Annotated in this window: 19 protein-coding genes; all 19 read left to right on the top strand. The window is 35.0% G+C overall.

Features of this window, described 5'->3' with window-relative positions:
• The first annotated feature begins 14 nt into the window (after positions 1–14).
• Positions 15–1,004 carry a phosphate acyltransferase PlsX gene (gene plsX / locus ACTCDL_RS03515; RefSeq protein ID WP_463174067.1) on the top strand — a complete coding sequence of 330 codons (990 nt, stop codon included), beginning with the start codon at positions 15–17 and terminating at the stop codon, positions 1,002–1,004.
• 27 nt (positions 1,005–1,031) lie between these two features.
• On the top strand, positions 1,032–2,027 hold the full coding sequence (locus ACTCDL_RS03510) for a beta-ketoacyl-ACP synthase III (protein ID WP_463174064.1): 996 nt from the start codon (positions 1,032–1,034) through the stop codon (positions 2,025–2,027).
• Positions 2,028–2,103: 76 nt separating this feature from the next.
• Positions 2,104–2,988 (top strand): enoyl-[acyl-carrier-protein] reductase FabK, encoded by an 885-nt coding sequence (fabK, locus tag ACTCDL_RS03505; protein WP_463174079.1) that lies wholly within the window; start codon positions 2,104–2,106, stop codon positions 2,986–2,988.
• 36 nt (positions 2,989–3,024) lie between these two features.
• The gene (gene fabD / locus ACTCDL_RS03500; RefSeq protein ID WP_463174061.1) at positions 3,025–3,954 is read left to right on the top strand and encodes an ACP S-malonyltransferase; all 930 of its coding nucleotides are present in this window, start codon (positions 3,025–3,027) and stop codon (positions 3,952–3,954) included.
• Positions 3,955–4,021: 67 nt separating this feature from the next.
• On the top strand, positions 4,022–4,771 hold the full coding sequence (gene fabG, locus ACTCDL_RS03495) for a 3-oxoacyl-[acyl-carrier-protein] reductase (protein ID WP_463174058.1): 750 nt from the start codon (positions 4,022–4,024) through the stop codon (positions 4,769–4,771).
• 128 nt (positions 4,772–4,899) lie between these two features.
• Positions 4,900–5,130, top strand: coding sequence for an acyl carrier protein (locus tag ACTCDL_RS03490; protein ID WP_463174057.1), 231 nt, complete (start codon positions 4,900–4,902; stop codon positions 5,128–5,130).
• Positions 5,131–5,533: 403 nt separating this feature from the next.
• Positions 5,534–6,505 carry an NAD(P)H-dependent flavin oxidoreductase gene (locus tag ACTCDL_RS03485; RefSeq protein ID WP_463174055.1) on the top strand — a complete coding sequence of 324 codons (972 nt, stop codon included), beginning with the start codon at positions 5,534–5,536 and terminating at the stop codon, positions 6,503–6,505.
• The gene (fabF, locus tag ACTCDL_RS03480) at positions 6,498–7,742 is read left to right on the top strand and encodes a beta-ketoacyl-ACP synthase II (protein ID WP_463174053.1); all 1,245 of its coding nucleotides are present in this window, start codon (positions 6,498–6,500) and stop codon (positions 7,740–7,742) included. Before ACTCDL_RS03485 ends, fabF begins: the two co-directional genes overlap by 8 nt.
• A gap of 17 nt (positions 7,743–7,759) precedes the next feature.
• Positions 7,760–8,455 (top strand): ribonuclease III, encoded by a 696-nt coding sequence (gene rnc / locus ACTCDL_RS03475; RefSeq protein ID WP_463174051.1) that lies wholly within the window; start codon positions 7,760–7,762, stop codon positions 8,453–8,455.
• Positions 8,456–8,744: 289 nt separating this feature from the next.
• On the top strand, positions 8,745–10,010 hold the full coding sequence (locus ACTCDL_RS03470) for a hypothetical protein (protein WP_463174049.1): 1,266 nt from the start codon (positions 8,745–8,747) through the stop codon (positions 10,008–10,010).
• A gap of 230 nt (positions 10,011–10,240) precedes the next feature.
• Positions 10,241–11,467, top strand: coding sequence for a BaiN/RdsA family NAD(P)/FAD-dependent oxidoreductase (locus ACTCDL_RS03465; RefSeq protein WP_463174047.1), 1,227 nt, complete (start codon positions 10,241–10,243; stop codon positions 11,465–11,467).
• A 290-nt stretch (positions 11,468–11,757) separates the two neighbouring features.
• Complete coding sequence (locus tag ACTCDL_RS03460) at positions 11,758–12,264, top strand: hypothetical protein (RefSeq protein ID WP_463174045.1); 507 nt, start codon at positions 11,758–11,760, stop codon at positions 12,262–12,264.
• A gap of 298 nt (positions 12,265–12,562) precedes the next feature.
• Complete coding sequence (locus tag ACTCDL_RS03455; RefSeq protein WP_463174043.1) at positions 12,563–12,991, top strand: HutP family protein; 429 nt, start codon at positions 12,563–12,565, stop codon at positions 12,989–12,991.
• Positions 12,992–13,106: 115 nt separating this feature from the next.
• Positions 13,107–13,481 carry a chorismate mutase gene (gene aroH / locus ACTCDL_RS03450; RefSeq protein ID WP_463174077.1) on the top strand — a complete coding sequence of 125 codons (375 nt, stop codon included), beginning with the start codon at positions 13,107–13,109 and terminating at the stop codon, positions 13,479–13,481.
• Position 13,482: 1 nt separating this feature from the next.
• On the top strand, positions 13,483–14,577 hold the full coding sequence (gene hisC / locus ACTCDL_RS03445; protein ID WP_463174041.1) for a histidinol-phosphate transaminase: 1,095 nt from the start codon (positions 13,483–13,485) through the stop codon (positions 14,575–14,577).
• 130 nt (positions 14,578–14,707) lie between these two features.
• On the top strand, positions 14,708–15,724 hold the full coding sequence (gene aroF, locus ACTCDL_RS03440; RefSeq protein ID WP_463174040.1) for a 3-deoxy-7-phosphoheptulonate synthase: 1,017 nt from the start codon (positions 14,708–14,710) through the stop codon (positions 15,722–15,724).
• An 11-nt stretch (positions 15,725–15,735) separates the two neighbouring features.
• The gene (locus ACTCDL_RS03435) at positions 15,736–16,824 is read left to right on the top strand and encodes a prephenate dehydrogenase/arogenate dehydrogenase family protein (RefSeq protein ID WP_463174038.1); all 1,089 of its coding nucleotides are present in this window, start codon (positions 15,736–15,738) and stop codon (positions 16,822–16,824) included.
• Between the two features lie 11 nt (positions 16,825–16,835).
• A complete protein-coding gene (aroA, locus tag ACTCDL_RS03430) occupies positions 16,836–18,128 on the top strand; it encodes a 3-phosphoshikimate 1-carboxyvinyltransferase (RefSeq protein WP_463174036.1) in 1,293 nt (430 codons plus the stop codon).
• A 388-nt stretch (positions 18,129–18,516) separates the two neighbouring features.
• Positions 18,517–20,364, top strand: coding sequence for a hypothetical protein (locus tag ACTCDL_RS03425; RefSeq protein WP_463174034.1), 1,848 nt, complete (start codon positions 18,517–18,519; stop codon positions 20,362–20,364).
• The last annotated feature ends 585 nt before the right edge of the window (positions 20,365–20,949 follow it).

Below are 20,949 nucleotides of genomic sequence, written 5' to 3'. Positions count from 1 at the left end.
GAGGGTTGAGTCCGTTGAAGATTGTTGTTGATGCTATGGGAGGAGACCATGCTCCTTATGAGATTGTAAAAGGGGCTGTTGAAGCAAGTCAAGAGATTGACTCTAAACTTATCTTAGTGGGAATTGAAGAGGAAGTAAAAAAAGAACTTGCTAAGTATACATATGATAAAGATAAGATAGTGACTTACCATGCTTCTGAGATTATTGGTATGGATGAATCACCAGCCAAAGCATTGAGAAAGAAGAAAGATTCCTCAATTGTTGTGGGGGCTAAGATGGTTAAAGAGGGAGAAGGCGAGGCCTTTGTATCAGCAGGAAGCACAGGAGCAGTAATGGCAAGTAGTTTGCTTAAAATTGGACGAATTAAAGGAATAAAGAGGCCTGCAATTGCTACAGTGTTTCCTACATTAAAAGAAGAGACACTTCTTTTGGATATGGGGGCTAATGTCGATAGTAAGCCAGAGCATTTAGTACAACATGCTTTGATGGGGCAAATCTATGCTAAGAATTTATTAGATAAAGAAAATCCTACAGTAGGTTTGTTAAGTATTGGGGAAGAAGAGAAAAAAGGAAATGAATTGACTATTGAGACACATAAATTATTAAAAGAGATGGATAATATAAATTTTGTAGGTAATGTTGAAGGGCGTGATATCTTCACAGGAGAGTATGATGTTATCTTGTGTGAAGGTTTTGTAGGAAATGTAGTCTTAAAGACTACCGAAGGATTAGCTTCTGCCTTGTTTAAGATTATTAAACGAGAGATTACAGCAACCTTCTTAGGTAAGATTGGTGGTCTGTTATTGAAACCAGCTTTCAAAAGGGTAGCTAAGAAGATGGATTATACTGAATATGGTGGTGCTCCACTGTTGGGAATAGATGGTATAACGATAATCAGTCATGGTAGTTCTAATTCCAAAGCAATTAAAAATGCAATTAAGAATGCTGAAAAAGGAATAAAAGCAGATTTAATAACTTTAATTAAAGCTAATATAGAAAGCTAATACTGAAGGAAGGACTGGTAAGTGGTTATGATACGAGAACTCAGAAGAGCTAAAATTGCAGGAGTAGGTTCCTTTGCTCCTGACAAGGTCCTAACAAATAATCAATTAGAAGAGATGGTAGAGACTAGTGATGATTGGATAACGACTAGAACGGGAATAAAAGAGAGAAGAATTGCTGAAGATGATATATCTACCTCTGACTTGGCTTATGAAGCAGCTAAAAGTGCATTAGCTGATGCAGAATTAGAAGCAAATGATTTAGACTTAATTTTGGTAGCTACCGCTACTCCTGATTATTTAGCATTTCCTTCCACTGCTTGTGTATTACAGGATAAATTAGGAGTTAAGGGTATCCCTGCTTTTGATTTAGTAGCAGCTTGCTCTGGTTTTGTTTATGGGGTTTCTGTTGCTACTCAATATATTGAAACAGGTGCTTACGATAATGTGTTGGTAATTGGTGCTGAAACATTATCTAAAATTGTTAATTGGGAGGATAGAGGTACCTGTGTCTTGTTTGGTGATGGGGCAGGAGCAGCAGTCTTGACTCCTACTAAATCAGGTGGTATCTTATCAAATGTTATTGGAGCTGATGGGGAACAAAATGAAGTTCTAATAGTACGCGGAGGAGGTTCTAAAAGGCCATTTTCCCAACAAACTATCGATGAAGGATTGCATTATTTAGAGATGGAAGGTAATCCTGTATTTAAATTTGCTGTTAGAATCTTAGGAAAAGCTGCTATTCAAGCTTTAAAAAAGGCGGGGTTAACTAGAGATGATATTGATTTCTTAATCCCCCATCAAGCCAATATTAGAATTATTGATGCAGCAGCTAAAAGGTTAAAATTAGATAGAGAACAGATTTATGTTAATCTTGATCAATATGGGAATACTTCTGCAGCGTCAATTCCTCTTGCTCTAGATGCAGCTGTTAAGGAAGGCAAAATTAGTAGTGGTGACATAGTAGTCCTTGTTGGTTTTGGAGCAGGATTAACTTGGGGAGCTACAGTTATTGAATGGGTTTAAAGGGAGGAAGGTTAAAGTGATTAAGACAGAATTATGCAAGTTATTAGATATAGAACATCCAATTATTCAAGGTGGCATGGCTTGGATTGCTACTGGAGAGCTAGCAGCAGCAGTTTCTCAGGCTGGAGGCTTAGGGATTATAGGGGCAGGGAATGCTCCTGCTGATGTTGTAAGAGAAGAGATACAGAAGGTTAAAGAAGTAACAGATAAACCTTTTGGAGTTAATGTAATGTTATTGTCACCTTATGTAGATGAAGTAATAGAAGTTGTAATTGAAGAGAAGGTTCCTGTAGTTACTACAGGGGCTGGAAACCCAGGAAAGTATATAGATGCTTTAAAAGAGGCTGGAACTAAGATAATTCCCGTTGTCCCTTCAGTTGCCTTGGCTAAGAGAATGGCGCGCTTAGGTGTTGATGCTATTATTGCTGAAGGAAGTGAAGCGGGAGGGCATATTGGTGAATTGACTACAATGCCTTTAATACCTCAAATTGTTAGATCAGTTGATCTGCCAGTGATTGCAGCAGGTGGAGTTGCTGATGGTTATGGCTTAGCAGCTGTGCTGTCGTTGGGGGCTGTAGGTGTACAAGTAGGTACTCGTTTTATCTGTGCTGAAGAGTGTATAGTCCATGAGAATTACAAGAAGGCTATTTTAAAAGCAAGAGATAGAGATGCAATAGTTACGGCTCGTTCTACTGGTCATCCAGTAAGAAACCTTAAGAATAAATTAACTCGTCAAATCGAAGCTATGGAGCAAGAAGGAGTGCCTAAAGAAGAGATTGAAAAATTGGGAATTGGACGATTGCAAAGGGCTGTAATTGATGGTGATGTAGATGAAGGAACTGTTATGGCTGGTCAAGTGGCTGCAATGGTATCAAAGGTAGAACCAGCAAGGGATATTATTATTGATATTATCGAAGGTGCTAAGAAGGTAATGAAGGATAATTGTGAATTAATAGTTTAATTACTACTTACTGAACTTAAAGAGGGAGGAATTAAGATGGGTAAAGTTGCTTTTATCTTTCCTGGGCAAGGATCTCAACAAGTTGGTATGGGTGTAGATTTAGTTGAAGAATTTGCAGTAGCCAAAGAAACATTTGCCCAAGCAGATAATGCTTTAGATATAGATATTTCTAAATTGTGTTTTGAGGGTCCGACAGAAGATTTGCAACAAACCTCTAATACTCAACCAGCAATCTTAACTACTAGTATTGCAGTTTATAGGGTATTAAAGGAGAAAGGAATTGAGCCTGATATAGTTGCTGGACATAGTTTAGGTGAGTATTCAGCTTTAGTAGCCGCAGGAGTATTAGATTTTACTGATGCAGTTAAATTGGTTAGAAGGCGCGGTCAATTAATGGAAGAGTCTGATCCTTCTGGGAAAGGGACTATGGCTGCAATTATAGGGTTAAATCCTAAGGAAGTAGAAGAGGTCTGTCAAAAGGCTTCAACAGCTGGTGTAGTGGAGCCTGCTAACTATAACTGTCCAGGGCAGGTTGTTATTTCTGGCGAGAAAGAAGGAGTAGAGCAAGCTACTAAATTAGCTCAAGAGGCTGGAGCTAAAAAAGCTATAATCTTAAATGTAAGTGGTCCTTTTCATTCTAGCTTAATGGAACCTGCTGGTGAAAAATTATCTCAAGAGTTAGCAGAAGTTAATTTTAATAATGCCCAAGTTCCAGTAGTGACAAATGTTAATGCAGAATTGACCAGTAAGGGTGAGCAATTTTCTCAAGCTTTAATTGAACAAATTAGCGGTTCTGTGCGCTGGGAAGAATCGATTAAAGCTATGATTGCAGGTGGTGTAGATACTTTTATCGAAGTTGGACCTGGAAGGGTATTGAAAGGATTTATGAGAAGAATTGATCGTAAAGTGACTGCTTTGAATGTAGAAGATTTAGTTTCTTTAGAAAAAACATTAAAAAAATTATAATCTCAACTTATAAAATATAGATGTCTTGGAAAAATATCATTGAAATAGGGTTTAAAGGGGTGAAAAGATGAAGTTAAAGGATAAAGTTGCTGTGGTTACTGGTAGTTCTAGGGGGATTGGAAAGGCTATTGCCCTTAAATTAGCTAAAGAGGGTGCTAAAATAGTTGTGAATTATCCTTTTGAAGGAGAAGTTGAAAATGCCCAAAAGGTTGTAAGTGAGATTGAAGCATTAGGTGGTCAAGCTGTTGCTATTGAAGCTGATGTAACAGATATGAATCAGGTTAAAGAACTAGTTAAAACCACTACTAAAGAATTAGGTGGCCTTGATATTTTAGTTAATAATGCAGGTATTACTCGGGATACATTATTGATGAGAATGAAGGAAAGTGATTGGGATGCAGTACTGACTGTTAACCTTAAAGGAGCATTTAATGCTACCAAGGCTGTAACTAGAACAATGATGAAGCAGAAAAGTGGTAGAATTATTAACATGTCTTCTGTAGTTGGATTGATGGGTAATGCAGGTCAAGCAAATTATGCTGCATCTAAAGCTGGTTTAATCGGATTTACTAAATCTGTAGCTAAAGAGCTAGCGACAAGAGGGATAACTGTAAATGCTATTGCTCCAGGCTTTATTAAGACTGCTATGACCGATGAATTACCTGAAAAGGTGATAGAAGAGATGATTGCTGCTATTCCAATGAAAGAATTTGGAGAGGTAGAAGATATCGCTAATTTAGTATCCTTCTTAGCTAGTGATGAAGCAAGATATATCACTGGTGAAGTAATTAGAGTTGATGGTGGAATGGTAATGTAGGACAGTGTACAGTTGATAGTGTACAGTTGATAGTTAAGTTCAAGAAATAAAGTTATTTAAGGTCTTGGGTTTTAATTGTCAATTATCAATTGTACATTGTAAATTATCCTTTGAGAGGAGGTGAAAGTATGAACGTATTTGAAACAGTAAAGGATATTGTTGTTGCTGAATTAGGTGTAGATCCTGAAGAAGTAACTTTAGAGGCTTCTTTTATCGATGATTTAGGAGCTGATTCTTTAGATATCGTAGAGGTTGTTATGGCCTTTGAAGAGGAGTTTGATATTGAAATTCCTGATGAAGATGCTGAAGACATTGAAACAGTTCAAGATGCTGTAGATTATATTGAAAATGCATTATAATTCTAATTTTTAATGTCCCCGTTTATCTCTATAAGCGGGGCTTTAATCAAATAACTTTATTTTTAATTTGAAATCATACAATTAATAATAGATTATTAATATATAAATAATTAAAAAATTAACCTTAATAACTAGAGCCAAAGTATTAAAAAATAATTAATATTATATAAGTCAGTAAATTTCATAATTAATATAAGTTTATACAGTGATAGATTCAATAATAGATATATAATATGATGTGAATTTATTTCTTGGTTTTACTTTATGAAATTAACTGGAATTTAAAAGATAAGTACTTTGCGATTCCTAGATTTAAATGTTTTTATATAGATATAATTCTTCTCTTAAGAAGATTTAGTGTTGCTTACTGATTGCTCAAATAAATGATGATGGGGGAATCGATTTGAAATTATCTGATTTAAGAATAGGAAAATTAATTGCTAAAGTTCCAATTGTACAAGGAGGAATGGCTGTTAAAGTATCTACTGCTCCTTTGGCAGCTGCTGTAGCAAATGAAGGTGGGATTGGCTTAATAGCTGGTTCAGGTCTTAAGGTAGAAGAGCTGAAAGCAGAGATTCGTAAAGCTAGAGAGTTGTCCAAGGGTATTATAGGTGTTAATATTATGGTTGCTGTTAGAGAATTTAAAGAGTTAGTTGATGCAGCTGTTAGTGAAGGTATTGATTTGATTGTAGCTGGAGCAGGTTTTTCTAGAGATTTGTTCACAGTTGGAAAAGAGACTGGAGTAGAGATAGTTCCTATAGTCTCTTCTGTTAAACTAGCTAAGATTTCTGAAAAACTAGGAGCTTCTGCTATCGTTGTGGAAGGTAAAGAGGCAGGAGGTCACTTAGGTACAGATCAGCCTATGAAGACTTTGGTTGAAAAAATCGTTAAAGCAGTTAAAATACCTGTAATTGCAGCAGGTGGAATTATTGATGGTAAGGATATTGCTGAAGCACTAAAATTAGGTGCTAGTGGTGTACAGATGGGTTCAAGGTTTGTAGCAAGTGAAGAGTGTGAGGTTGATGACAGCTTTAAACAGACCTACATAAATGCAAGTAAAGAGGATAGTGTTTTAATTAATAGTCCAGTAGGTCTACCAGGTAGGGCATTAAAGAATGAATTCTTTGATAGATTAAGTAGTGATGAGGTTGATACTGGTAAGAGTTGTGATTATATCTGTTTAAAGAAGTGTTCCCATAGTTTTTGTATTATGGATTCTTTGATTAAAGCGCAAGAAGGTAATATGACCCATGGATTGGTCTTTGCAGGAGAGAGAGCACATTTGATTGATAAAGTCTTGCCTGTAAAGGAGATAATAAATAACTTGGTAAGTGAAGCAAGAAAGTATCTGGGAGGGGAAGAGGAAGATGAGTAAGCGTGTTGTAGTAACTGGAATGGGAGTTTTATCTCCTATAGGTATAGGTTTGGAAGAGTATTGGAATGCTTTAGTTGAAGGTAAGTCTGGAATTACAAAGATTAGCCATTTTGATGCAGAAGAATATAAGACGCAGATTGCTGGCGAAATTAAAGGGTTTAAAGCAGAAAAATATGGTCTTGACCGTAAAGAAGCTAAAAGGATGGACCGTTACACTCAATTTGCTGTTGTGGCAGCTCAGATGGCAATGAAGGATGCAGGGTTGGAGATTAATGAGGAGAATGCGAAAAGAGTAGGAACTATTATCGGTTCTGGGATTGGTGGTATTGAAATTCTAGAAGAACAGCATAAAAGATTATTAGACAGAGGTCCTAATCGTGTAACACCTTTCTTAATTCCTATGATGATTGCTAACATGGCTGCAGGTCAAGTCTCAATTTATACAGGTGCTAAAGGACCAAATACTTCTGTAGTAACAGCATGTGCTAGTGCTACTAACTCTCTTGGTGATGCTTTTGAGATTATTCGTCGTGGCGATGCTGATGCGATGATTGCTGGAGGAGCTGAAGCATGTATTACTCCATTAGCTTTCGCTGGATTCTGTTCTATGAAGGCTATGAGTACTAATAATGATGACCCAGAAGGTGCTAGTCGTCCTTTTGATGCCAAGCGTGATGGTTTTGTTATGGGAGAAGGTTCTGGTATTTTAATCTTAGAATCTTTAGAGAGTGCACAAGCAAGAGGTGCTAAAATCTATGCTGAGATGGTAGGTTACGGTGCGTCTGCTGATGCTCATCATATTACAGCTCCAGCACCAGGTGGTATAGGAGCAGCACAAGCAATTAAAATGGCTATAGATAAAGCTGGAATCTCTCTTGAAGAGATGGATTATATCAATGCTCATGGAACTTCTACACCGGCTAATGATAAATTAGAGACTGCAGCAATTAAACAAGTATTTGGTGATTATGCTAGTAAGATAGCTATCAGTTCCACCAAATCAATGACAGGGCATTTATTAGGAGCTGCTGGAGGTGTTGAAGCAATTGCTTCAATTTTGGCTATTAAAAATAATATAGTACCTCCAACAATCAATTACAAAAATAAAGATTCTGAATGTGATCTTGATTATGTGCCAAACAAAGCTAGAGAGCGTGAAGTGAAGGTAGCTTTATCCAATTCATTAGGATTTGGTGGTCACAATGCTACTGTTGTATTTAAAGAATATAATGAATAATTTAGGATGTGGGCAAGATGACAGGTTATAATAAAGGTTTAGAAGAATTACAGCAGCAACTTGGTATCTTCTTTAATGATCTAGAGTTATTACAAAGAGCTGTTACCCATAAATCTTATGCTAATGAAAACAGGCATTTGGGATTAAAAGATAATGAAAGATTAGAATTTTTAGGAGATTCTATTCAAGATTTGGTTGTTAGTGAGTATATGTTTATAGAGTATCCTGACCATCCTGAAGGAGAATTAGCTAAGATTAGATCTGTTGTTGTTAGTGCTCCGGTATTGGCGGAAAAAGCTAAAGAGATTTCTTTAGGTAAATATATGTTATTAGGTAAGGGAGAAGAGATGACTGGTGGTAGAGACAGAGATTCTATCTTAGCTGATGCCTTTGAAGCCTTAGTTGGTAGTATTTATTTAGATCAAGGCTTAGATGTTATTAAAGACTTTATTTTAGGCTTATTAATCCCTGACATTAAGATGGTAGAACGGGGAGAGCATATCCAAGATTATAAAACTCTATTACAAGAACTAGTTCAAAAGAACTCCAATTTAAGACCAGAGTATGAAGTTGTAAAAGAAGAAGGCCCAGACCATAATAAAAGGTTTACTATTCGAGTAAATCTCGAAGAAAGGGTTTTGGGTGTTGGTGCAGGAAGTAGTAAAAAAGAAGCAGAACAAAAAGCAGCTAAAGATGCTATTAATAAGGTATGAAGTAGCTCCCTATGGGGCTACTTTTTCTTTAACTATTAATTTATTTTTTGTTTTTTAAATTGACTTTGCTGCTATAAAGTTCATTTATCTGATAAGTTGTGGTGCTTGAGTGTTAATAGAAGTTGTAGTGATTAATGGAGATATTACACCACTTTTAGGAATCTGGAATTAGAAGTCAGGAACCAGTTTAAAACACTGATTCCAGATTCCCGACATGAAAATGTCGCACTATCTCTAAGTCACATTAGTTTTGACTAGTGGAAAATGATTGTTATTTTGGGGGGGTTATATGAATTTCTATCTTTATCAATTTAAGTGGCTTGTTATAGCTTCGGTAGTAGGAATATTAATCGCTTTCTTTTTTGTGATTATTCCTAAAGGGGTTCTTTATGATGTCAGTGGAAGGAGTTATGGAGAGTTTGGTAGAGTTGAAAGATTTACTGCTACTACTCAACTAGATGATGGCTCCTTATTAAGTGTTGGTTATAGTGAAAGTGTTTCTACTAGTCAGAATAAGAGGGCTTATCTTGTGGAGACTGCTTTAAATGGTAAGCAAGAATGGGTGAAAAATTTTGCTAAAGAGGGAAATATGATATTTAATGGTGTTGAAGAAATTGCAGAAGATGGAATGATATTAGTAGGGGAGAAGTCTTCATCTGTTAATAGTAAAGCAGACGCTTACGTACTCAAATTAGATAAGCAAGGTGATAAAGAGTGGTCTAGGGAATTTGGTAGTAAATATGCAGATTCCTTTAAAGTAGTTAAGAAACTGGATGATAATTCTCTGCTTATGGGAGGAAAGATTAGAGTACCACAAGAAGAAGGTTTTTTTGATCAACAGGCTTATCTAGTTAAATTAGATAGTGCTGGCAATCAAGAGTGGATCAAGTACTTTGGTGGAGAGTATTATGATGGAATCAATTCCATTACTGAGACTAGTGATGGTAGTTTAGTTTTAGTAGGTTATTATGGTAATGATCGGTATATGGATAGTAGAAATGCATATGTTGTCAAATTAGATTCAGCAGGTAATCAACAGTGGTCTGAGGTTATCGAAGAAGATGGATATAATAGTAGCTTTAATTCTATCATAGAGAATAAAGAGGGTGAACTGATTTTAGTAGGTGAAGTCGAAGGTAAAGAAACAGATTCTTATGGTGGTTATGTAGTTAAATTAAATTCTAATGGCGATAAGTTGTGGACTAAGATCTATCAGAATATAGAAAAAGAAGATTATTATCTATTTACTGATGTTGAAGAGGCAGAAGGGGGTTATTTTATAATTGTAGGGTATAAATTAATATTTATCGAAGAGTCTAATAGTTATCGTCATGTAACTTACCTTGTCAAATTAGATCAAAGTGGTCAAGAGCAATGGAATAAGTCCTTTAGATCATCTTATCAGGATGGAGGATTTAACTCTATTGCTAAGACCAATGATGGTAATTTTATCCTAGCAGGATGGATACGAGATCGCCATGAAATTGATGGTTATTTGCTAAAGATAGATTCCCAAGGTAAGGAGGTTAAATTTGAAAAAGCAAGAGATGAGTAATTAAGTATAGTATAGGTATGTGAATTCAAAATGAAACTTAATGGGTTGATTGCGACACTTTTGAGTGTCAGTGTGAGTGGGTGTGTGTGAGTAAACCCCAATAAAAAAGACTTTACACACACTCACACTCATAGCTCACACTCGACACGAAGTGTCGTAATATCATTATATAATGTCATATTAAAATTTCACCATAAAGTTGAATAAGTATATAATAGGAGGTTAGATAAATGTATGATTTAATTGTAGTAGGTGGTGGTGCTGCAGGAATGATGGCTGCAGGTACAGCTGCTAATAGTGGTAAAAAGGTATTATTACTAGAGAAGAATGAACAGTTAGGAAAAAAGATATTGATTACTGGTAAGGGAAGATGTAATCTGACCAATGATTGTGAGATAGAAGATATTATTAAGAATTTCCCAGATAACGGGAAGTTCTTATATAGTGCTTTGTATACCTTCTCTAATTGGCAGTTGAAAGACTTCTTTAATAAACTAGGGGTTAAGACCAAAGTGGAGAGAGGAGATAGGGTCTTTCCAGTCTCTGATTCTGCTAGAGATGTTGTAGAAGCTCTTAAACAATTTATTGCAAATGCAGGTGTTGAAATCAAAGTAAAGACCTCTGTAGACAAAGTCATTACTGATGGTAAAGAGGTAAAGGGGGTTAAGGATTCTGATGAAAAAGAATATTATAGCTCTAATGTACTAATTGCTGTTGGTGGGAAGTCATATCCAACAACAGGTTCATCTGGTGATGGTTATACCATGGCAGAAAGTTTAGGTCATAAGATAAAAACTGTTAAACCATCTTTAGTTCCTTTAAAGACTAAGGAAGCTTGGGCTAAAGAGTTGCAAGGTCTAAACTTAAGAAATGTTAGTGCATCTTTAATAATTGATGGTAAGAAGCAAAAAGAAGAGTTTGGTGAGATGTTATTTACCCATTTTGGAGTTAGTGGACCTATTATCTTGACTTTAAGTCGTGATGTAGTCGACTATTTAGGTAAAGCTCAGATTAAGCTAAGCATTAACCTTAAACCAGCCCTATCTTATGAACAGCTTGATAATAGATTACAAAGAGATTTTGAAGAGTATTCTCGTAAGCAGTTTAAGAATAGTTTAGGAGACCTCTTACCAAGTAAACTAATTCCTGTAATTATTAGTTTATCATCTATTCCTGAAGATAAAGAGGTCAATCAGATTACTAAAGAAGAACGCCAAGAGTTGATTGAACTCTTGACCAACCTAGAAACTACTGTTATAGGGACAATGGGCTTTAACTTATCTATTGTAACTAAAGGTGGAGTAGCTACTGATGAGATAAATCCAAGTACTATGGAATCTAAATTAGTTCAAGGACTTTATTTTGCAGGAGAGGTTATAGATGTAGATGCTTATACAGGAGGATTTAATCTACAAGGTGCTTTTTCAATGGGATATTTAGTAGGAAGTAGTGTATAGATGTGACGAGCGATGAGTGAGCAGTGACAAATAATTATTAGTAGGAAATGACATGATTTAGAGATAGTGTGACACTTTCGTGTCAGGAATCGAGAATCTGGAATCAGTCTGTTTTACTGATAACTGGTTCCTGACTCCTGATTACTAAAAGTATCCCAATATACCCATTAAGCGATATTTCTAATATACATAATACTTTATTATTAGCAAGTCGGATAACTAACTTTAAGTTATATCTTAGTTTCTTAGACATATTATTATACTATAAAAGTATGTTTAGGAGGGGAATTATGCCAAGACGATTTGATAATTTTAAAAGTTTGGTTGAGAGGGTAGTATTGACTACAATAATCATTGGATTTATTATAGCGGTAGGAGTACAGATGATCTTAACAAATCCTAATTTTAAGGATAGCTTAATAGCTAAGATACCAAAGGTTGAGCATATTTTGGCTTTTGGACAAAGGAAGGATTTTAAGGAGAAGGCTCAAGCAGTATTTTCTACAGAAGGTCAACAGGATTATATAGTCATTTCACTACAGAATAAGTCATCTTATCCAGGGGCTAAAGTAATTATGAACGGACAGGTGATTGGAGATTTTAGTAGAGGATATATCAAGGTCAATATAGAAGCAGGAGACTATTTAACTATTGATACTCGTGGAATAGGTGATGGTTTGTGGTTTGAAGTAACTGGTATTTCTGAGGGGATTAAGAGCTTTAGGGTAGGCCAACAGTTTTGGGTAAAAGATGAGTTTAAAACCTTGGGAAGGGTGGAAAGTTTAAATAAATTTTAAATTTATCTTGCTTTAAAATAAAAGTTATGTTAAGATGTTGTACAACAGTAATAAAGTAGTATAGTATAACGGTAGGTAGTAGAATAGTAGGTTTATTACTGTGTTAACCAATCGATAACAATTGAATAATTTAAAAAGAGTAGTACAGTAGGCGAGGTAGTGTGTAATCTAATCTTGGGATAACTATAAGCACCCCTATTTGTATGGGGTGTTTTTTTATATCTAGAGTTATAAAAGTTATCAGATAGCAGATAATAATCTATGATCATGATAGGGAATATATAATTTCTTTATAGAGGTGATAAATTTGTCGACTAATGAAGAAACAAGTAAAAAGGTTGCAACAGCAGCAATTAAGATGGCATTAAGTGATAGAGATGAAGAGAATATTTTGAAGGAAAATTATAAAGGGCAAGATATGAAAGTAGCAGCAGTTGATTTTGGTGGGAATTTCAATTCATCAGTCAAGACTATGATTGAAAGAGCAATTGTGGCTGCTAAAAGGGAAGGGGTTATTAAAGAGACTCATACTGAACAGGGAGCAGTAGCAGGTGCTACTAGAGAAGCCTTAATTCAGATAAATCCTAAAGCAATTGGTTTCAATGTAGGTGGAAAGATTGGAGTAGCCAGAGAGGGAGATCATATTAGTGTAGCTGTTTTCTTTGCTATTGGCCTACTACACTTAAATGAAATGGCAATAGGATTGGGCCATAGAGCAGTAACGTAAATTCAGTGTACAGTTGACAGTTGATAGTTTACAGTTAAAAGATTTAAAGTACTTTGAACTACAACTATACACTGTAAATTGTAAACTGTAAACTTGAAATTAGGTTGGAGGTGAGATTGTGATTAGGGGAATCAGAGGAGCTATTACAGTAGAAAATAATGATAAAGAGGAGATATTAGTTGCTACTAAGGAACTATTAGAGAAGGTTGCTGAAGAGAATGGAATAGTTGAAGATAAAATTGCTTCAATCTTCTTTTCGATGACCTCTGATTTGGATCAGGTCTTTCCAGCAGTAGCTGCAAGAGAGTTAGGATGGATTAATGTTCCTTTATTTTGTGTGAAAGAACTGGATATTGAAGGTTCTTTAAGTAAATGCATTAGAGTATTGATTCATTATAATACTAAGAAGGAACAAAATCAGATTAACCATATTTACCTAAAAGGAGCTAAAGTTTTAAGACCAGATTTAGTAGAGGAGGAGGGAGCTTAGAATGGTAGATAAAAGAGTAGTAAGAGAGGAAATTATGGATATTAAACCATATATCCCTGGAAAACCAATCGATGAAGTTAAACGGGAATTGGGGCTTAAGGAAGTGATTAAATTGGCTTCAAATGAGAATCCTTTAGGGCCATCACCAATGGCAATTGATAAGATGAAAGAGGCAGTTGCAAAGGTAAATCTTTATCCTGATGGTAATGTACATAATTTAAGAGAGAAGTTAAGTAAGAGTTTAGGAGTTAAGCCCTCTCAATTAATCTTTGGTAATGGGTCAGATGAGTTATTGGTATTATTGGCTCAAACTTTTATTAAAGCTGATGATGAGGTAGTAATGGCTGAGATTACCTTTAGTGAATATGAGTTTGCTACTAAGATTATGGGCGGGAAGCTTATAGAGGTTCCTTTAAAGAATAACACCCATGACTTAGAGGCTATGTTAGCAGCTATAACTGCTAAGACTAAGATGATATTTATCTGTAATCCTAACAACCCAACAGGAACTATAGTTGAGAGAAGAGAGGTTGAAGAGTTCTTAGCTAAAGTACCAGAAGATGTAATTGTAGTTTTTGATGAGGCTTATTATGAGTATGTAGATAATAATGATTATCCTCAAACTATAAATTATTTAAATGATTATGAGAATGTGATTATTTTAAGGACTTTCTCTAAAATCTATGCTTTAGGTGGATTGAGGTTAGGTTATGGAATCAGCAACTCTGAGTTAATAGGATATATTGATCGGGTAAGACAACCCTTTAATATTAACTCTATAGTTCAGATAGCTGCTGAAACCAGTTTAGATGATCATGACCATGTAGCAAAGTCTCTAGAATATAATCGCCAAGGGAAGGAATATCTATACAAGGAGTTTGAACGATTGGGATTGGATTATGTTCCAACTGAAACTAACTTTATCCTAATAGATTTAGGAAGATCTAATCAAGAGGTATTCCAGCAGATGCTTAAGAAAGGGATTATTATCAGAAGCTTAGCTTCTTATGGCTATGACACTGAAGCTAGAGTAACTATTGGTTTACCAGAAGAAAATAAGAAGATGATTAAAGCTTTAGAAGAAGTATTGTCATAATTTAAGGCTAAGACTGAGTTTAGGATTAAGAATAAATTTAATACTAAAACTTATACTTAAACCTAATTATAAAATATTAACTCTAAAAATGAGTAGAGAGAAGTAAGTAGAAAATAAGGAGGAGATAGAAATGGTAATCGTAATGGAAAGTAGTGCAAAGCAAGAGGAGATTAAAAAGGTAATTGAGAAGATTCAAGAGGCAGGATTTGAAGCACATCCTGATAGTGGTAAGACTCAAACTATAGTTGGTGTAGTAGGTGAAGGAAGAAGAGAAGAATTACTTAACTCTATTGGAGCTTTTCCTGGTGTAGATAGAGTAGTAGAGATTAGCAACCCTTATAAATTAGCAGGTAAAGAGTTTAAGCCTGAACCATCAGTAATAGATATTGATGGTGTTAAAATCGGTGGAGGACACTTTGCAATTATGGCAGGACCATGTGCAATTGAAAGCAAGGAACAGTTATTTGAAGCAGCTGAGCAGGTAAAAGAAGGTGGAGCTAAGATTTTACGTGGTGGTGCGTTTAAGCCTAGAACTTCACCATATAGTTTTCAAGGTATGAAGGAAGATGGTTTGAAATTATTAGCAGAGGCTAGAGAGAGAACAGGACTTAAGATAGTAACTGAGGTAATGGATACTAGAGATGTAGAGTTAGTAGCTAAGTATGCTGATATCTTACAGGTTGGTGCTCGTAATATGCAGAACTTCTCTTTATTAAAAGAGGTAGGAAAGACTGACAAAGCAGTCTTATTAAAAAGAGGGATGACTGCTACTTACAAGGAACTATTGATGGCTGCTGAGTATATTATGGCTGGCGGTAACTACAATGTAATCTTATGTGAACGAGGAATTAGAACCTTTACTACTGAGACTAGAAATACTGTAGATATGGCTATTGTTCCTGTAATTAGAGAATTAAGCCATTTACCTGTGATTATAGATCCAAGTCATGGAACAGGAAACTGGAAATATGTCTCACCACTAGCAAAAGCGGCTTTAGCAATAGGTGCAGATGGTCTAATGGTTGAAGTACATCCTGATCCTAAGCATGCTTTATGTGATGGGCCTCAATCATTAAAGCCTGAGAAGTTTAAGGCTATGGTAGAAGAGTTAAAGGCTATCGCAGCAGTTACTGACACTAAGCTTTAAGGTGATAAACTATGATTAAAAGAGTAGCGATTGTTGGAGTAGGCCTGATTGGTTCCTCTTTGGGTCTAGCTTTAGGTAGTATTAAAGAGGTTGAAGAGATTATTGGAATTGATAAGAATCAAGATTATTTACAAGAGGCTTTAACTATAGGAGCAGTTGATAAGATTGCGTCTTTAGAGGAAGGCGTTAGAGATGTAGATTTGATTATATTAGCTACCCCTGTAGGTATAATTACAGACCTAGTTACAGAAATATTACCTTACATTAGTAATAAGACGATTATTACTGATGTAGGTAGTACCAAATCTACTTTGGTTAGAGAGTTAGAAGCTATAGTTGAAGATCATATTTATATTGGTGGTCATCCAATGACTGGTGCTGAGACCTCTGGACCTAGTGGAGCAGATAAGTACCTCTTTGAGAATGCTATTTATGTTTTAACAGAGACTAACAATACAAAACATGATAGTCTGATAGAACTTAAAAATATATTAGAGAGAATAGGCTCACAAGTCTTGATTCTCTCTCCAGAAAATCATGATAAGATGGTGGCTGTAACCAGTCACCTTCCTCATTTAATAGCAGTCAATTTAATGAATGTAATTAAGCAGTTTAGTCAAGAGGATGATAAGGTCACTTCTCTAGTTGCTGGAGGCTTTAGAGACACTACTAGAATAGCAGCAGGAGATCCTGTAATGTGGAGAGATATCTTCTTAAATAATCGGGAGATGGTCTTGGAAACTATCGATATCTTTGAAGAGCAGTTAAAATCTCTTAAAGAGCTAATTCTAAATAATCAAAGTGAGACTTTAAAAGAGACTTTAGCAGAGATAAGGGATGCTAGAATTAGATTGCCAATGAAGAAAAAAGGTTTATTGCCAAGTAATTTTGAATTAATTATAACCTTAAAAGATATACCTAATGCAATTGGAAGTATGACCTCAGCCTTAGGAAGTGAAGAGATTAATATTCAGGATATAGAGGTTTTAAAGGTTAGAGATGAAGGTGGAACGATTAGATTAAGCTTTAGTCAAGAATGGGAGCAGGAAGAAGCCTACAAACTATTAAAAGAGAGAAGCTATAAAGTAATTAAGAAGTAGGGGGATTAGAGATGAGATTGAAAGTAGAAGCTAAAGGTGGTTTAGAGGGCAAAATAAAGGTTCCAGGAGATAAATCTATCTCCCACCGTTCTGTGATGTTAGGGGCTTTGGCTGAAGGAAAGACAGAGATTGAGGGCTTTCTAACAGGAGAAGACTGTCTAAGTACAGTTAAAGCCTTTCAAGATATGGGAGTAAAGATTGAAGGTGTTGGTACTGATCAGATGGTAGTTCATGGGGTAGGCTTAAGAGGATTAAAAGAGCCAAATGATTTATTGGACTTTGGTAACTCAGGAACTACTACTCGTTTGATGCTAGGGATATTAGCAGGGCAAAGTTTTTACTCTGTAGCTACTGGTGATGATTCTTTAAGAAGTAGACCGATGGCTAGAGTAACTAAGCCTTTAAGTACTATGGGGGGAGAGTTCTATGGTCGTGATAATGCTAATCTCTTGCCGATTACAGTAGTTGGGCAGGGGAAACTAAATAGTATATCCTATGATTCTCCTGTAGCCAGTGCTCAAGTCAAATCAGCTGTTTTATTGGCTGGATTATATGGTGAAGGAGTAACTGAAGTTAGAGAGCCTGCTAAATCTAGAGACCATACTGAACGGATGTTAGAGTACTTTGGAGCTAAGGTTGAAGTCGATGGTCTAGAGGTTAAAGTAGAAGGAAATCCAAAATTAACAGGCAAGAAGGTAGTTGTTCCTGGTGATATCTCTTCAGCAGCTTTCTTGATGGTAGCAGCTATGATTACCAAAGGATCAGAGATAATTATCGAGAATGTTGGGTTAAATCCTACAAGAGATGGAGTAATTGAGGCTCTTAGGAAGATGAATGGTGACTTTGAGCTATTAAATCAGCGTGAGGTCAATGGCGAGCCGATAGCAGATATTAAGGTGAAAAGTAGTCAATTAAAAGGAACGGTAATTGATGGTGATTTAATTCCTTTGTTGATAGATGAAATTCCAATCTTAGCAGTAGCAGCTAGTCAGGCAGAAGGAAAGACTATTATTAAGGATGCTGAGGAATTAAGAGTTAAAGAGACTGATAGAATTGATGCTATGGTTAAGGAATTGACTAGATTAGGTGTAGAGGTTAAAGAAAGAGAAGATGGGATGGAGATTATAGGTAAGCAGAAGATAACTGGTGGAGTGAGTTGTCAAAGCTATCATGACCACCGGATTGCTATGTCTATAGCAGTAGCAGGACTGATTGCTGAAGATGTAGTAGAGATAGAAGGTGCTGAATGTATCAATATTTCCTTTCCTAACTTTAAGAAGTTATTAGATAGTTTGTCAGAATAATTTAAATTTTAACAAGATAAGGCAGGTTAACCTGCCTTATCTTGTTTTTTGCTATTAATCTATTGCTTCATAGCTTTTTCAGTTAAAAAATTGATAGAATAGAAGGAGATTGCGACACTTTATGTCGAGTGTGAGCTATGAGTATGAGTGTGTGTAAAATCTCTTTTTATTGGGGTTTACTCACACTCACACACCCACCCACGCTAACTTTAAAAGTGTCTCAATATACCTATATTAAGGTATTTACCTAAAATCATCCAAAAAATAGGTACATTTTTTAACAAAAATATTGAAAAATTTTTAAATCTTGAAGAAAAGAGAGGAAAATTTCAATAATAGTCGAAATAATTAAGTAGAGAATCTTGTCTAGATAAGATGGGGTGATATATTGAAAAAAGATAATGTTTTAGAAATATTTGAGGATATACTAAATTATGATTTCAGTGATAATATAGAAATTTTAAAAAGTATTATTGATAAAACTGAAGAATTTTATGGTTTGATTTCAGATAGGCTACCTCTAATTGAGCAGAATATTGATGAAGCGATAGCAGAGACAGAGGTCTTAGTAAGTTATTTTATGGAAGAGAATCAAGACCAACAGGAGAGTGAAGGTTTCAGACTGTCACATGTATTAGAAGGTTTACAAGATCAGATTGGGGAAGTTTATGACTCTTTATTGGACAGAAGTGATGTTGTTGATATCTTATCTGATTTTATTGTAGATAGTGATGATGGAGAGAGTAAGTTCTCCCAAATATTGACCTTGACCAAAGAATTAAATAATTCTTTGACTGACCTTAAGGATTTATCAATTAATGCAATTATCTTTTCAGTTAAAGCTGATAATAGTGGGGCTGGTTTTAGAGTAATCTCTAATGAGATTAATCGTCTTTCAAATCATATTAAAGATAAGTATAGTTTAATCGAAGAGAATGTACTTATTTTACAGAGATGGTATGAAGATTTTGTTGATAATTTGCGAAGCCTAGTAGCTATTGAAGACGAGATTGGAGAGAATAAGGGTGAGACTAAAGAGGTTTTTACAGATATATTAGAATCATTAGAGAATGTTTCTAATGTATTAAGGAGTTTTATAGGACATATTAAGGTAGGTGTAGAGCCGATTTATGATATTATCGTTTTACTCCAATATCAAGATATTATTCGGCAAAATTTAGAGAATCTAATAGAGATTTTAGTGACTTTAGAGGCAGAGGTTAATAGTTTGAATTTAAAGGAGTATCAAGAGGATGAACTTGTAGATATGGTTCTCTTTATAGATAATGTTTCCGGTCTTTCTAGAGGGTTAATGGAGAATATCTTGACCCAATTAGAAGAGTCTATCTTCAATATAAGTGATAAATTCATGGAGATAAATAATAATTTAGTTGCTTTAAAGCAAGAGGATGAAGAGCTTAATATCTTTCTAACAGAAGATAGTGAGAGTGTGGATCAAGTTAATAGCTTAGATCGAATTTATCAACGCTTAATCTCATTTATTCCTGAATTCACCTCTAAAATCGGTAGTCTAGAAGATAAATACAATAGCTTAATTAGAGATAAAGATGATTTTTACGATAATATGGAAGGAATTGAAAAGGGGCTAGAAGAGATTGATAAAGTAGCTAATAGATTTAAGAAATTAGAGCTAATGGCTAAGATTGAATTTTCTCATATGATGGGGACTAAGCATTCTTTTGTTAATGGGATAGAAGATGCTATCAATAAGTTTATCAATTCAAGCAAAGATAATAAGGAACTATATCAAGATTTAAAAGATAAACTACAAAGAGATTATAGTACCTTTTTAGAGTTTGCATTAAATAATAAAGATAGTGTAATCAGTTCTAATCAAATTGTGAATAGTTCAAAAGATAAGTTATTGACTGGAAAAAAATTAGTTAAAGAGGCAATTCAATCTCTGCACTCTTCAATAAATTCTTTATCCTTGGAGTTAGATAGCCTTATAGCAGAGGTAGAGGGTTTTTATCTGCTCAAGGAGCAAGGTCAACAAGTGGTATCCTTCCTAGCTAAGTTAAAGTCAAAGACTAGTAATATTAAAGAATATTATCTAGATAATTCTGAAGATATAGACTTAGCAGATAGTAATGAGCGCTTACAAGAGCTAATCGATAAATTCACAAGTTATTTAGAAAGAAAGACGGCTCAAGAAGAGATTGGTGATTTAGAGATTGATACTGGTAGTGAAGGTGGAGAGTTGACATTATTTTAGCTGAGCATTATTTTTCTAAGATAAAACCATCTATTTTAATAGATTTACTGTATATAATTTTATTTTGAGCCTAAGTTCAAAAATAAGAACAAAAAGAATTATTAGCCACGAATTAACACCAATGCACACTAATAAGACCTTAAAAATAAATGATTTATAGATTTTTAAGGCTCTTCCACGATTTTTGTGAAAATGTATTAATACCACTTTAGCCACAGGTTTTAACCTGTGGTGGTACCATGGATTCTGCATATACTACGGGTTAAAACCCGTAGCTAGATAATAATTTAAACTTATTATTACTTGTAATCACAAAGTTCGTTGTTGAACCATTTTTAAAGACGGTTTTAATTTGTGAATATTCGTGAGGTTCAATCCAAGATTACTTCTTCGAGAACTCCACGCTTAGAGTACGTGGAAAAAATTATTCTTGTTTGTTCTTTTTCTCTTAAAATCTCTAATATCAAATCTTTATCGGTTTATATACTATATAAGTTGAACTAATGTTTTTCTTTAAAGAATTAAAAAGCTTTTTTGCAACGAATTAACACGAATTACACGAATAAAAGGCAAAAAGAATAAATT

This window comes from Orenia sp. (assembly GCF_055140805.1).
Note: the sequence above shows the minus strand (reverse complement) of the source record. Positions and strands in the feature narration are given on the sequence as shown.